The 14,495-nt window shown below is 62.1% G+C and carries 11 protein-coding genes; all 11 read left to right on the forward strand.

Features of this window, described 5'->3' with window-relative positions; translation table 11 throughout:
- Window positions 1-132 precede the first annotated feature (132 nt).
- The 11 genes from ACA065_RS00740 to pgaB all read left to right on the forward strand — a co-directional run bounded on the left by ACA065_RS00740 (window position 133) and on the right by pgaB (window position 14,495).
- Window positions 133-1,743, forward strand: coding sequence for a glycosyltransferase family 39 protein (locus ACA065_RS00740; protein ID WP_497692903.1), 1,611 nt, complete (start codon window positions 133-135; stop codon window positions 1,741-1,743).
- A gap of 33 nt (window positions 1,744-1,776) precedes the next feature.
- Window positions 1,777-2,022, forward strand: a complete 246-nt coding sequence (locus ACA065_RS00745) for a DUF2789 domain-containing protein (protein ID WP_497692904.1) — start codon at window positions 1,777-1,779, stop codon at window positions 2,020-2,022.
- Between the two features lie 281 nt (window positions 2,023-2,303).
- Window positions 2,304-2,720, forward strand: a complete 417-nt coding sequence (locus tag ACA065_RS00750) for a MarR family winged helix-turn-helix transcriptional regulator (RefSeq protein ID WP_159953573.1) — start codon at window positions 2,304-2,306, stop codon at window positions 2,718-2,720.
- Window positions 2,717-4,795 (forward strand): FUSC family protein, encoded by a 2,079-nt coding sequence (locus tag ACA065_RS00755; protein ID WP_497692905.1) that lies wholly within the window; start codon window positions 2,717-2,719, stop codon window positions 4,793-4,795. Before ACA065_RS00750 ends, ACA065_RS00755 begins: the two co-directional genes overlap by 4 nt.
- Entirely contained in the window at window positions 4,792-5,001 is a 210-nt protein-coding gene (locus tag ACA065_RS00760; RefSeq protein ID WP_016969155.1) for a DUF1656 domain-containing protein, read from the forward strand. The genes ACA065_RS00755 and ACA065_RS00760 overlap by 4 nt, the downstream gene beginning before the upstream one ends.
- Entirely contained in the window at window positions 4,998-5,906 is a 909-nt protein-coding gene (locus ACA065_RS00765; RefSeq protein WP_497692906.1) for an efflux RND transporter periplasmic adaptor subunit, read from the forward strand. Before ACA065_RS00760 ends, ACA065_RS00765 begins: the two co-directional genes overlap by 4 nt.
- Window positions 5,903-7,351: an efflux transporter outer membrane subunit gene (locus ACA065_RS00770; protein WP_497692907.1), complete on the forward strand. Its 1,449-nt coding sequence runs from the start codon at window positions 5,903-5,905 to the stop codon at window positions 7,349-7,351. Before ACA065_RS00765 ends, ACA065_RS00770 begins: the two co-directional genes overlap by 4 nt.
- An 80-nt stretch (window positions 7,352-7,431) precedes the next feature.
- Window positions 7,432-8,064: an NADH:ubiquinone oxidoreductase subunit N gene (locus ACA065_RS00775; protein ID WP_497692908.1), complete on the forward strand. Its 633-nt coding sequence runs from the start codon at window positions 7,432-7,434 to the stop codon at window positions 8,062-8,064.
- A 147-nt stretch (window positions 8,065-8,211) separates the two neighbouring features.
- Window positions 8,212-9,708, forward strand: a complete 1,497-nt coding sequence (locus ACA065_RS00780; protein WP_497692909.1) for a YdgA family protein — start codon at window positions 8,212-8,214, stop codon at window positions 9,706-9,708.
- A 296-nt stretch (window positions 9,709-10,004) separates the two neighbouring features.
- Window positions 10,005-12,485, forward strand: a complete 2,481-nt coding sequence (gene pgaA, locus ACA065_RS00785) for a poly-beta-1,6 N-acetyl-D-glucosamine export porin PgaA (RefSeq protein WP_497692910.1) — start codon at window positions 10,005-10,007, stop codon at window positions 12,483-12,485.
- Window positions 12,486-12,497: 12 nt separating this feature from the next.
- Window positions 12,498-14,495 (forward strand): poly-beta-1,6-N-acetyl-D-glucosamine N-deacetylase PgaB, encoded by a 1,998-nt coding sequence (gene pgaB, locus ACA065_RS00790; RefSeq protein ID WP_497692911.1) that lies wholly within the window; start codon window positions 12,498-12,500, stop codon window positions 14,493-14,495.

A 14,495-nucleotide genomic window follows, 5' to 3' on the forward strand; every position in this document is an offset into this window, starting at 1 on the left:
TCGTTGAAGGCCTACACAAATCAAAGATTTGTCCGATTCCAGCAGCGAATCGAGGGCTTTTCACCTAGAGTGGCGGTTATTTGCAGATGTGCAGGTTTTGCCTTGAAAACGGGCAGCGGCAGGGGAATCGAGGTGCGACGGGCTGTGGTAGAGCAAGACGACAAAGTTGGGTCATTACCCGTGTTCAATCGCCTCTCGCCGGCTTGGCAAGGCGCTACCTGGATTAGCCGGCTATGGTGGGTGCCGCTCCTGGTGCTGGCTGCGGGCCTGCGTTTTTACGGCCTCACCGCGTCCGCCATCTGGGGGGATGAAGCCTCGAGCCTGCTGCTCAGCGAATACGCGGCGGGCGATTTGTGGTTTCACGCCGCCCATGATGTGCACCCGCCGTTGTATTTTTTCCTGTTGCGCGGCTGGATTGGGTTGTTTGGCGATGGGATTTTATCCCTTCGCGGCATGAGTGCGATCCCTGGTGTAGTTGCCGTGGGCCTGGGCATTTGGCTGACGCGGCAACTGTCGACCCGCCGTGTGGCGGTGCTGGCCGGAGTCCTGTTGGCGTTGTTCCCGACAGCCGTGCGCTACAGCCAGGAAGTGCGCATGTATTCGTTGCTGGGCGTGTGGCTTTTGGGCGCTACGCTGGCGTTGGTGTATTGGGTGCGGCAACCCGAGCGCACGCGCTACTTGGTGGCTTATGTGCTGCTGATGACGGCCGGTTTCTACACCCATTATTTCACCGCGCTCTGCGTGTTGGTGCATTGGGCCTATCTGGGGGTGCTGGGCGCTTCTCAACTGCCGGGCCCGCGCTTGATCAAGCGCCCGGCGTGGTGGGTGGCCAACAGTACGATCGTGTTGTTGTACCTGCCGTGGCTGCCAAATCTGCTGGAATTGATGCGTCACGTCGATGAGCTCAAGGTAGGCGGGGACATTGGCTGGGAAGACCCGGTCAACCTGTTCTCGCTGCCGTCGATGATCTGGCAGTTCTTGCTCCAGGACGAGGGTGTTGGCTTCTGGCCGCCGCTGTTCTGGCTGTTCCCGTCAATGCTGGTCGCGGTTGTTGGGGTGACAGCCTGGCGAGACCGCGAACGCTATCGGCCGGTTAGCCTGTTGGCGCTGTTTTTCCTCCTGCCGCTGCTGCTGGTGTACGGGGTGTCGTTTATTTCGCCGGTGTTTATCGAGCGCTACCTGACCGTGTATGCACTGGGCTTGCCGATCCTTGTGGCTTTGGCCATTGACCGTCTGCCCGCGCGTCTGTCACTGCTAGGCGCGGCACTGCTCGTGGTGTTCGTCGGTGTGGAGCTGGCGGGGCTGAAAAACAACTTTACCGTCAATGAGCACGATCAGTTCAATGTGCCGGTGGAGTTCGTCAACCGCAATTACCAGGAAGATGACCGCATCGTCCTCAGCGACATGTTGTGGTATCTGCCCTACGTGTATTACGACGAGACCGATGCCCAGTTGCAGCTTTACACCCCGCCCAAGCCCGACGGTACGTCGACCCGGCCAAATGCCTACGGCTTCGGTACGTTGGTGGATCAGGACGGCGGGCGCATTTACCTCGACCGCCTGACGTCGCTGCCCGCCGATACCCGCCGCGTATGGCTGATCAGCAGCAACGAAGCACCGGATGATTTCGCCCCGTTGCCCCAAGGCTGGCGTGAGTTGAGTCGTCAAGATGGCGGCGGCGCCAGGGCACGATTGTTCGTGCTGTGCAACGGGCCGCAGCCGCAGCCCGAAGGTTGCCACTAGACTCACTTAACACTTCTTTATTTGGAGCCTGCCATGGAATCGCCTGTGCACAGCTTGCCGTCACTGTTCAAACAGCTGGGGCTGCCGGACGACCCGGTAAGCATCGAGCAGTTCGTGGCGGTGCATTCACCGCTCAAGCCTGAACTGCATTTGGCGGATGCGTTTTTCTGGACGGACAGCCAGAGAGCGTTTTTGCGCGATGGGATTCGAGAAGACGCGGATTGGGCGGAAGTGGTGGATCAGTTGAGTGTGTTGTTGCGGCAGGGGCGCGGGGTGTAAAAAACTCTTCAAACACTCTACTTTGATCGTTCCTACGCTCCGCGTGGGAATGCCTCCTGTGACGCTCTGCGTCACGACTTCAAGAGCAGACGCGAAACGTCCAGGGCTGCATTCCCACGCAGAGCGTGGGAACGATCAGTAACCACTTACCCACAGCCCCGCGCCATCCATCACAAATGTGTTTCAAAACTTGACTGCTCTGGATCCATCGACCATATTGATAGTTAGCAAACTAACTGTATGCGAACACTCCAGTGCCTCAAACCCTCGAACAACTCCAGATGAACCTCAGCAGCAGCATGGTGGTGGGCGCCCGTAACTGGCGCAAAATCTGCCAGACCACGCTGGTGAGCTACGGTATTTCCGAAGCCTGCGCCGTGCCTTTGTTGATGATCGGCCGCTTGGGCGACGGTGTGCATCAGGTAAAAGTCGCCCAGGCATCCGGCATGGAAAGCCCGTCGCTGGTGCGCCTGCTCGATCAGTTGTGCGCCGGTGGCTACGTGTGCCGTACCGAAGACGTCCACGACCGCCGCGCCAAGGCCTTGAGCCTCACCGAGCGCGGCCGTGAGCTGGTGCAAGCGGTTGAGGTGCAACTGGTGCGCCTGCGCAAAGATGTGTTGGCGGATATTGCCCAGAGCGATCTTGAAGCGGCGTTGCGTGTACTGCGGGCCTTTGAGGCGGCCGAGGCGACCTCTTGAACGGATTTTTTACCGGCTTTCCGCCTGCCCGCGACTGGTTCTATGGGGTGCGTACCTTCGCCGCATCAATGATTGCGCTGTACATCGCCATGCTCATGCAAATGCCACGTCCGTACTGGGCGATGGCCACGGTGTATATCGTTTCCAGCCCGTTTGTCGGGCCGACCAGTTCCAAAGCGTTGTACCGCGCCATCGGCACCTTTATGGGCGCAGCGGCGGCGGTGATTTTTGTGCCGATGTTCGTGCAGTCGCCGTATGTGCTGGTGGTGGTGATTGCGCTGTGGACCGGTATTTTGCTGTTCCTGTCCATGCACCTGCGCACCGCGAACAACTACGCGCTGATGCTGGCCGGCTACACCTTGCCGTTGATCGCCCTGCCGGTAGTGGATAACCCCCTGGCGGTGTGGGATGTGGCCGAGGCGCGTACCGAAGAAATCTTTCTCGGCATCGCCGTGGCAGCGGTGGTGGGCGCGATGTTCTGGCCGCGTCGCCTGATGCCGGTGTTCGACGGCTCGGTGGCCAAGTGGTTTGCCGACGCGCAGGTCTACAGCCTGCGCTTCCTGACGCGCAATGTGGAGACCGAAGAGATCAGCACGCTGCGCAGCGGCATGGTCGCCACGTTCAACACGCTCGAATTGATGATCGGCCAGTTGCCCCACGAAGGCGCCCGCCCGCAAACGGTGCGTAACACCAAGGAACTGCGCGGGCGCATGATTCACCTGCTGCCGGTGGTGGATGCGCTCGACGATGCGCTGTATGCCATCGAACACCGCGCGCCGGAGTTTCTCGAGCGCATCACGCCGGTGCTGGAGGCCACCCGTCAATGGCTGGAAAACACCACGCAAAATGCCCCACTGGAGAGCTGGCGCGTGCTGCGTGATCAGGTCGATGCCCTGCAACCCCAAGGCGAAGCGCTGGACGACCGCCACACGTTGCTGTTCTCCAATGCGCTGTATCGCCTGGCTGAGTGGATCGACCTGTGGCAAGACTGCCGCAGCCTGCAAGCCGCCATCCAGTGCGAAAGCCAGGACACCTGGCGCGCCGTGTACCGCCACTGGCGCCTGGGCCGGCTCACGCCGTTCCTCGACCGTGGCCTGATGTTCTACTCGGCGTTTTCTACGGTCACCGCGATCATCGTCGCCTCGGTGTTGTGGATTCTGCTGGGCTGGACCGACGGCGGCAGCGCTGTGATTCTGGCTGCCGTGGCCTGCAGCTTCTTCGCCTCGATGGACGACCCGGCGCCGCAGATCTACCGGTTCTTTTTCTGGACCGCGATGTCGGTGTTGTTCGCCAGCCTCTACCTGTTTCTGGTGCTGCCCAACCTGCACGATTTCCCGATGCTGGTGCTCGCGTTTGCGGTGCCGTTTATCTGCATCGGCACGCTCACCGTGCAGCCACGTTTTTACCTCGGCATGCTGCTGACGCTGGTCAACACCTCGTCGTTTATCAGCATCCAGGGCGCCTACGACGCCGACTTCCTGAACTTCGCCAACGTCAACCTGGCCGGGCCGGTGGGCTTGCTGTTCGCGTTTGTGTGGACCTTGATCGCGCGCCCGTTCGGCGCCGAACTGGCGGCCAAGCGCCTGACGCGCTTCAGCTGGCGCGACATCGTCAGCCTGACCGAGCCTGCGACCCTGGCCGAACACCGGCACATGGCCGCGCAAATGCTCGACCGCCTGATGCAGCACCTGCCGCGCCTTGCCCTGATCAACCAGGACACCGGCACCGCCCTGCGTGATCTGCGTGTGGCGCTGAACCTGCTCGACCTGCTGGCCTACTCGCCACGCATCTACGGCGTGCCACGGGTGCTGCTCAATCAAGTGGTCGAAGGCGTCGGCGGTTACTTCAAAGCGTGCCTCAAAGCGGGTGAACGCTTGCCTGCGCCCAGCGGTCTGCTGATGACGCTCGACCGCACGCGCCGCGCCCTCAACGGCCAAGGCCTGCAAGACGAAGACGACACCCGCCTGCACCTGCTGCACGCACTGGCCGGCCTGCGCCTGTCGTTGCTGCCCGGCGTGGAATTTATTGGTGGCACCGAAATGGAAGCGCCGCTGCCTGATGGAGCGCCTTTATGATCGGTGATCTGGATATCAGCGGGGTCTTCCTGCCCACGCTGCTGGTGCTGATGGGCATTACGTACGTGTTGTTTCTGGTGGTGCACGGGCTGTTGACGCGCATTCACTTCTATCGCCTGGTCTGGCACCGGGCATTGTTCAATGTGGGGCTCTACGCGCTGTTGCTGGGCGCGGTGGACTCACTCAGTCGATACCTGATGACATGAAAAAACCTTTTTTGACCATCGGCCGTGTAGTCCTGACGTTATTGATAGTGAGCTTCGCTGTCGTCGTCGTGTGGCGCATGGTCATGTACTACATGTTTGCACCCTGGACCCGAGACGGGCATATCCGTGCCGACATCGTGCAGATCGCGCCGGACGTCTCCGGGTTGATCCAGCGGGTCGACGTGCGCGACAACCAGCTCGTGACCAAGGGCCAGGTGCTGTTTGCCGTGGACCAGGACCGCTTCAAGCTGGCCCTGCGCCAAGCCCAGGCCGCCGTGGCCGACCGCCAGGAAACCCTGGCCCAGGCCCAACGCGAGAACAAACGTAACCGTGGCCTGGGCAACCTGGTGCCGAGCGAACAGCTGGAAGAAAGCCAGTCCCGCGTGGCCCGTGCCCAATCGGCCCTGGCCGAGGCGCAGGTGACCGTGGACGCCGCCCAGCTCAACCTCGACCGCTCGGTGATCCGCAGCCCTGTAGACGGCTACGTCAACGACCGTGCGCCGCGCACTCAGGAGTTCGTCACCGCGGGGCGCCCGGTGTTGTCGGTGGTGGACAGCAACTCGTTCCACATCGACGGTTACTTTGAAGAGACCAAGCTCGACGGCATTCACGTCGGCATGGCCGTCGATATCCGTGTGATCGGCGACAACGCGCGCCTGCGTGGCCATGTGCAGAGCATCGTCGCCGGTATCGAAGACCGCGACCGCAGCAGCGGCTCCAACCTGCTGCCCAACGTCAACCCGGCGTTCAGCTGGGTGCGCCTGGCCCAGCGGATTCCGGTGCGCATCGCCTTTGATGAGGTACCGGCAGACTTCCGCATGATCGCCGGGCGTACGGCCACAGTGTCGATTATCGACGACAAGACCGCCGCCAAAGAACAAGCGCAGCAGGGAGAAAAACCATGAAACCGGCGGCGCTGCTGGCCACGGCTGGCCTGGGTTTGCTGCTGTCGGCCTGCCAAGTGGTGGGCCCCGATTACAAACTGCCGGAGAAGTCCGCGATCAACCGTGGCGACCTGCAAGGGCAGATCGCGGGCGAGGGTGGCAACGTGGTCTCGGCGCCGGTGCCTGCCGACTGGTGGAAGCTCTACAAAGACCCGCGCCTGGATGAGCTGGTGCGTCAGGCCATGGCCTCCAACACTGACCTGCGTGTGGCGGCTGCCAACCTGCAACGCGCGCGTTTCCAGACCCAAGAGGCGCAATCCGCAGGCGGCTGGAGTGCCGGCGCCAAGGCTGAGGCCCAACGTTTGCAGGAATCAGGTGAGTCGTTTTTGCTGACCGAAAAAGTCCCGGTCGGCAACATCGGCAGCGCCAGCATCAGCACCTCTTACCAGTTCGACTTGTTCGGCACCTTGCAGCGCGGCATTGAAAGCGCCCAGGCCACCACCGACGCCGCCCAGGCTGCAGCGGACATCGCGCGCATTACGCTGGTGGCGGATGTGGTGCGTTCGTATACCCAGGTGTGCGCGGCCAACGAAGAACTGGCCATTGCCAACGAATCCCTCGACCTGCAAGCCCAGAGCACCCAGCTGACCCAGCGCCTGCGTGACGCCGGGCGCGGTGACGAAACCCAGGTGACGCGTTCGCAAACCCAATACAAATCGTTGCGCGCCGACATGCCGCGCTACGAAGCGTTACGCCAGGCGGGCCTGTTCCGGTTGTCGATGCTGCTGGCCAAGCCTGTAGACCAACTGCCGACAGGCACTAACACCTGCGCCGAGCTGCCGCACATCGCCCAATTGCTGCCCGTGGGCGACGGCGCGACCCTGCTCAAACGCCGCCCCGACGTACGCCAGGCCGAGCGCCAACTGGCCGCCGCCACCGCGCGTATCGGCGTGGCCACGGGCGCGTTGTACCCGGACATCAGTATCGGCGCCACCGTGGGCACGGTCGGTCTTCTCGATGACCTGGGTACGCCTGCGACCAACCGCTGGGGCTTTGGCCCGCTGATCAGTTGGTCGGTGCCGACCAACGGTGCCCGGGCACGCATTCACGAAGCCGAAGCTGCGACCCAGGGCGCCCTGGCCCACTTCGACGGCGTGGTGCTCAACGCCATCCGCGAGACCCAGACCGGGCTTGCGCAGTACACCGCGCAGTTGCAACGCCGTGACGCATTGGCCGATGCCGGCGAATCGGCCAAGCAAGCCTCGGAGCAGACGCACCGCTTCTTCCAGGCCGGCCGTGCCTCGTTCCTGGCCGACCTGCAAGCCACTCGCACCTACACTGATGTGCGCGCGCAGCTGGCGGCGGCAAACACCCAAGTTGCCATGAGCCAGATCGATCTGTTCCTGGCCTTGGGCGGCGGTTGGGAAAGCGGACGAACGCAAGCGTCACAGCCCGGCAAACCCTGAGCGAAAAGCTATGCTTTGTCAGGCGGGCCGCGCAGAGGCCCGCCTGACACTGCTCGCGTTTGCTCATGGGGATTCCAATAATGAAAAACCCTTATGCTCCCGCTTTCTGGTGCGTGCTCTTCGCACTGGTATTGTTATCGGCTGCTTACTTCTACGGCGTCATGCTCGCCCATCAACTCGATAAGGCCATGGTGTTCCTCGACAGCGCCTGCCTGGTGATTGGCACCTTGTCCATCGGCGTCGTGGCGTGGGCGTCCTACCAAAACCAACGGGTGAAACGAAAACTGCTCGAACAAGGCAAGACCCGCGTGGCGATCTGGGACACCAAGGTGGCTCTGCGACGCGTCGAAACCGTGTTTGATCGCTATTTCTGGGGCAGTTACTGGCAGCCTGGCCGCACCTTTCAGGAAGTCATGGGCGAACTCACCGGCACGCCCCTGGAAAAAAGCCTCGAAGCCCTGAAAAAGCAATGTGTCCTGCTCGATCAGCAGGTAGCCGACGGTAGGCATTGGCTGAACAATGCGAGGGAATTGTCCGACGTGGCCAACGCGATGGCCCGCGAGCGCTATCAACTGGACTTCTGTGACCCCAAGGCCGAAACCCCGAGCAATGCCGTGATACACCGTGAGTTTGAGGTGCTGGTGTACACCTGGACGGCACGCCTGAAGAGTTTCGATCACCAGCTCGACGAGATTGAATTGGAGTACTCGTGAACCAACTGCTGAGCCGACCCCTCTGAAAAGCTGGGCCGTTCGCGGCCGCCAGTGCTAATCTTCCCCCGTTTTCGGCGGGCTTGAGCCAACCCCCTCGGGGTTCAAGGAAGACAGCCCACTTCTCACAGGATTTGATCAGGTCACTTCATGAATAAGCCAGCAGTTGTTCTTTTGGGTTTCGTTGTCGCCGTTGGCGTCGTCAGTGCAGGCGGCGCCTGGTACACCGGTAAGCAACTGGAGCCGGTGCTGCAGACCGCGATCCAGAGCGCCAACCAGGAACTGCAGACCTCCATGGCCGGCGTCGACGGCAGCGTGAACCTGGAGCTGGTGTCCCTGGACCGTGGCCTGTTCAGCAGCACCGCGCACTACCGCCTTAAAGGCCAGGGCAGTGTATTCGGTGAAGACAACCCGAACCCTGAGCTGCTGTTCGTCGACCACATCGAACACGGCCCGCTGCCGTTCTCGCGTCTGGTCTCGCTGAAATGGCTGCCGGTCATGGCCACCAGTCACTATGAACTGGAAAAGAACGCCACCACTGAAAAATGGTTCGCCGCCAGCAAAGACGTGTCGCCGCTTAAAGGCGTGGCCAATATTGGCTACAACCGCTCGGTCAGCGGCAACGTTGAACTGCTGCCCTTGGAGCTCAAGGACGACAAGTCTTCGGTCAGCTTCTCGGGCGCCAACCTGGACTTCGACAGCAGCGCCGAAGGCCAGAAGGTCAAGGCCAGCGGCTACATGAACAGCCTCAAGGTCGCCGTGATCGATGCCAACGGTGCGCCGTTCGAAGCTGAACTGTCCGGCCTGACCTTGGCCAGCAATCTGGCGAAATCCACGTTCGGTTTCTACACCGGGCAAAACACCGTTGAGCTGACCGACACCAAAGTGACCTTCGGCCCGCAGAAATCCGTGCTGACGCTCAAAGGCTTCGAGCAGAAAGACACCAGCGAAACCAAGGACAACAACCTGGCCGGCCGCGTCGACTACAAGATCGACGAGATCGGTTACCAGGGTAAGCCAGTCGGCTCGGCCGCCATGGCCCTGAGCATGAAGAACGTCGACATCCCGGCGATGCTGGTGCTGACCAAGCTTTACCAGGACAAGATGCAGCCGGTGCAAGCCGCTGCCGCCGCCGGCCAGCCCGTGCCTGAGCTGCAACTGACCGAAGCCGAACAAACCCTGGCCGAGGCCAACGTCAACCAGGTGCTGGCTGCCAAGCCGCAAGTGGCGGTAGAAAACCTGTCGCTGAAAACCACCCATGGCGAAAGCAAATTCAACCTGGTGGTGGGCCTGACCAAACCCGCCTCGATGGAGCTGCCGCCGGTTGAGCTGGGCAAGCAGGTCATCGCACTGCTGGATGCCAACCTGACCCTGTCCAAGCCAATGATCGGTGATGTGGCTGCCCTGCAAGCGCAAGTGGGTGGCGTGACCGACCCTAAAGCCATCGAGCAGCAATCGCAGATGGCGGCCGATATGGTCAGCGGCATGGCGGTCGGCACGCAACTGGCGACCCTGGTGGATACTGACGTAGTTTCCAAGCTGCACTACGCCAACAATGAAGTGACCTTCAACGGCCAGAAGATGACCGTCGAGCAATTCATTGGCTTTGTCATGGCCAAAGTGGGTGCGGTCAGCGGTGCGCAGTAAAATTTCTTACATCAGTAAGAAATAAATAATGGGGAGCAGCGTTGCCTGAGGCAGCGGTCAAACAGTCGGCGTCCAGGCCGACTGTCACCGGTTAGCTCAGGTAAGTCTGCTGCCCCATTGGCTTTTCTGATGTGGGGACAATTCTGAACAATTGTTTTGAATTGGGCATTTCCCTACATTCCTAAGGGATAGTTCCTACAGGAAAGCTTAGTCGGGTCACTAGACGCCGACACCCTGATGCGAACCGCTCAGGACCACCTATCGTTACAGCTTTCCGTGGTAAGGAAGCTCACGATATGTTGCGAAACCTCCCCATCAGTGCTTCAGGTCGGTTGCGACTGCTCATCGGAGCCGCCTTGTGCAGCCAACTGCTGATGCCCGGCCTTGCCTTGGCCGATCCAGCCTACGATGCCCTGATCATTCAGGCGCGCAACGGCAACTTCACGCCGGCCCTTACCCAATTGCGCCAACTGCCTGCCGAGCGCCAGACGCCGGGCCAGATCAGCGATCACATTGTGATTGCCGGCTGGGCCGGGCAAGACGCCGAAGTGCTCAAGGTATACGAAGCCCAGGGCAAGAATCGCAACCTGGCCACTCAGGCGCTCGCCACGGTGGCGCGTACCTATCGTAATCAAAAGCAGTGGCCGCAGGCCTTGGCGGTGTATCAGCAGGCGCTGCTGCGTGAGCCGAATAATGTCGACCTGCAACTGGGCCAAGCCCTGACCCAGGCCGACGGCGGCCAAACCAAAGAAGCGGTGCAACGCACGCGTGCGCTGGTGGCGGCGCAACCGAACGACCCCAACCGCCGCATGGCCCTGGGCTATGCGCTGACGCGCGCGGGCTTGAACTACGACGCGCTGTTCGAGTTCGACCAGGCGTTTATCCGCGCCGGTGACAAACCCGACGTGGTCCGCGAATACATCGTCGCCCTGCAAAAGGCGCGGCTGCCGGAACCGGCGCTGCGCCTGTCGGCCAAGCATCCGGGCGTGCTCGACGCCGTGACCCAGCGTCGCCTGGAAGGCGACCTCGCCGCCGAGCGTGTACGCATGGCCGAGTTCGCCACGCGCACCGAGAAAGAACGCTACGTGGTCGCCGACCGCGCCCTTAATGACTACGACAAATTGCTCGCCCGCTGGACCCCAGACCCCAGCGCCCACGACGACGTAGTGCGCTGGCGCATTGACCGCCTGGGCGCGCTGAAGGCGCGGGCGCGCACCGCTGATGTGATCCGCGAATACCAAGTGCTTAAAGGTGAAGGCGTGCAACTGCCCACCTACGCCGTGCGTTGGGTGGCAGCGTCTTACCTCGACCAGCGCCAGCCGGAAAAAGCCGAGCCGCTGTATCGCCAGGCGCTGGGTGCTGCCGATGCCGAGCCTGATGACCGGGTTGAAGACACCACGGCGTTGTTCTACGCCCTGCAGGAAAGCGATAAGGGCGCCGACGCGCGCGAAGTCGCCAATGGCCTCGCCAATAGCCAGAAGCCTCGGGTCGAACTCAAGGGCTTGCCCATCGGTAACCCCAACGATGCCTGGATGGATGCGCAACAACTGTCGGCCCAGGCCGGCGTGTACGGCGGCGACCTGCCTGGCAGCGAAGCCGGCCTGGACGCGTTGGTGGCAAAAGCCCCAGGTAACGTCGGCCTGCGCCTGGCCCAGGCCGACATGTACCGTGCCCGTGATTTGCCGCGGCGCGCCGAGGGCATACTCAAGGAAACCGAGGCCCAGGCCCCGCGTGATATTGGCCTGGAAGTAAGCCAGGCCTACACCGCCATGGACCTGCAGGAATGGCGGCAAATGGACGTGCTGACCGATGACGTGCTGGCCCGTAACCCGGACAGCCGCCAGGTACAGCGCCTCAGCCGCCTGCGTGATGTGCACGACATGGCCGAACTGCGCGTCGAGGCCTACACCGGTAAAAGCTACGGTGGCGGCAATAACGGCGACGTCGGTGCGGTAGCGGGCAGCCGGGATTGGGGGATTGAAAGTCGGATTTACACCCCGCCCCTCGACGAAGACTGGCGGGTGTTCGCCGGCGCCGGGTATGCCACGGCCGACTTCAGCGAAGGCAACGGGCAGCATCGCTGGCAAGTCGTGGGCGTGGAGCGGCGTACCCGTGACATGACCCTCGAGGCCGAAGTCTCCAACCACTCCTACGGCTATGGTTCCAAGCAAGGCGCGAGCGTGTCGATTGCCCGCGACATCAACGACAACTGGCAATACGGCGCCAGCCTCGGCTACCTGCTGACCACCACACCGTTGCGGGCACTGAACGCCGATGTCACGGCCAATGGCGGCAGCGGTTTTATCCGCTGGCGCGCGAATGAAAGCCGCGAGTGGAAGCTGTCCTTGAGCCCGTCCCACTTCAGCGACGGCAACAACCGGCTCGAAGCCTTGCTCACCGGCCGCGAGGGCATCTACAGCTCGCCGGGCGTGCAAGTGGACCTGGGCCTGGAAGTGGGCGTCAGCCGCAACACCAAGGAAGACACGGTGTACTTCAACCCCAAGTCTGACCTCAGCGTGTTGCCCACCGTCACGGTCAACCATGTGCTCTATCACCGCTACGAGACCCAGTGGAGTCAGCAGTTCCAAGTCGGTGCGGGTACGTATAGCCAGCGGGATTATTCCACCGGTGGCGTCGGCTTGATCGGGTATGGCCAACGCTTTCGCTGGAACGATGTGCTGGACGTGGGCGCCAACCTGAGCCTGATCAGCCGACCTTATGACGGTGACCGCGAGCGCGATCTGCGCTTGCTCGTCGACCTCACTTACCGTTTCTAGAAGAGCCTGACCATGACTGTTCTCAGCCGTTTTTTATTGGTCCTTGGTGTATTGCTGGGCAGTGCATGCGCCCAGCAACCCGCGCCATTTACTCCACCCGCCGAGCGGCCGACACCGGCCAATGAAGTGCCGTGGCCGAAGAACCATTTCCTGGGCATTGCCTACCACGACGTCGAGGATCGCGACCCCGATCAGGCAGTGGTGGCGGTGCGTACCGAGCGTTTGATCGAACAGCTGGCCTGGCTGCGGGAGAACGGCTACCAGGCCGTCAGCGTCGACCAGATCCTGGCCGCGCGTCGTGGCGGCCCCGAGTTGCCGCCCAAAGCCATCATGCTCAGCTTCGATGACGGCTACTCCAGCTTCTACACCCGCGTCATGCCGATCCTGCGTGCCTATCACTGGCCGGCCTTGCTGGCGCCGGTGGGCAGCTGGATCGACACGCCGCTGAACCAACCGGTGGACTTTGCCGGCTCACCACGGCCGCGTGGGGAATTCCTCACCTGGCAGCAGATTCGCGAAGTCTCCCAGTCCGGCCTGGTGGAAGTCGCCGCACACACCGATGCCAATCACAAAGGGGTCCTGGCCAACCCCCAGGGCAACCTGGAACCGGCTGCGACCAGCCTGCGCTTTGATCCGGCCACCGGTCGTTATGAAACCCAAGCGCAGTTTGACGCGCGCATGCGGGCCGATGTCGCAGCGATCTCCAACAAGATCCGTACAGTGACCGGCAAGGCACCACGGGTGTGGGTGTGGCCATACGGCGCGGCCAAGGGCACGTCGCTGGCGATCATCGGCGAGCAAGGCTACCAGATGGCCCTGACCCTGGATGACGGCCTCGACAGCCTCGGCAACCTGATGAACAGCCCGCGCTTCCTGGTGGCGTCCGACCCGGACGGCGAGCATTTTGCGAACAGCATGGTGGCGGTGCAAACCCAGGCGCCGTTGCGGGTGCTGCACGTGGACCTGGACAACGTCTACGACCCGGACCCGGCCCAGCAAGCGCGCAACCTCGACCAGCTTGTGCAGCGCGTGGTGGATATGGGCGTAGGCACCGTGTTCCTGCAAGCGTTCGCCGACCCCAAAGGTGACGGTTTGGTACATTCGCTGTACTTCCCCAACCGCCACTTGCCGGTGCGCGCCGACCTGTTCAACCGCGTCTCCTGGCAGCTGCACACCCGCGCCCACGCCAGTGTGTATGCGTGGATGCCGGTGCTGAGCTTCGCCCTCGATCCCAAGCTGGCGCGTGTGACCCGTTGGGACCCGCAAACCGGCAAGGTTGGCCCCGACCCGGATCAATACCAGCGCTTGTCGCCGTTTGATCCGCAGGTACGCAAAATCATTGGCGAGATCTATGAAGACTTGGCGCGCAACAATGCCATCGACGGTGTGCTGTATCACGATGATGCCGTGCTTTCCGACTTCGAAGACGCCAGCCCCGCAGCGCTCAAGGCTTATGCCGCCAACGGCCTGCCGGGCACCATCGCTGCGTTGCGCGCCGACCCGGCAGTGATGCAACGCTGGACGCGCTTGAAGAGCCGTTACCTGATCGACTTCACCAATGAGCTGACCGCCAAGGTCCGCGCCATCGGTGGCCCGCAGGTGCAGACCGCACGCAATATCTTCGCCGAACCGATGCTCAACCCGGCCAGCGAAGCCTGGTTCGCACAGAACCTCGATGACTTCCTCCAGACCTACGACTGGACCGCGCCGATGGCCATGCCGCTGATGGAAGGCGAAACGCTGAAAAATTCCAATGCCTGGCTGGAAAAACTGGTTGCCACAGTCAAGGCGCGCCCCGGCGCATTGGACAAAACCGTCTTCGAGTTACAAGCCAAGGACTGGCGTACCCAATCGGCTCCCGACCTCAGCGGCGCGCAAATGGCCGAATGGATGGGTGTGCTCAAACGCCAGGGGGTCAAGAGTTTTGGCTACTACCCGGACAACTTCCTGGAAAATTCGCCGGACCTGAAGACGGTACGTCCGGCCCTGTCCAACCAATGGAACCCTTGA

Source organism: Pseudomonas sp. LBUM1640, from assembly GCF_059716225.1.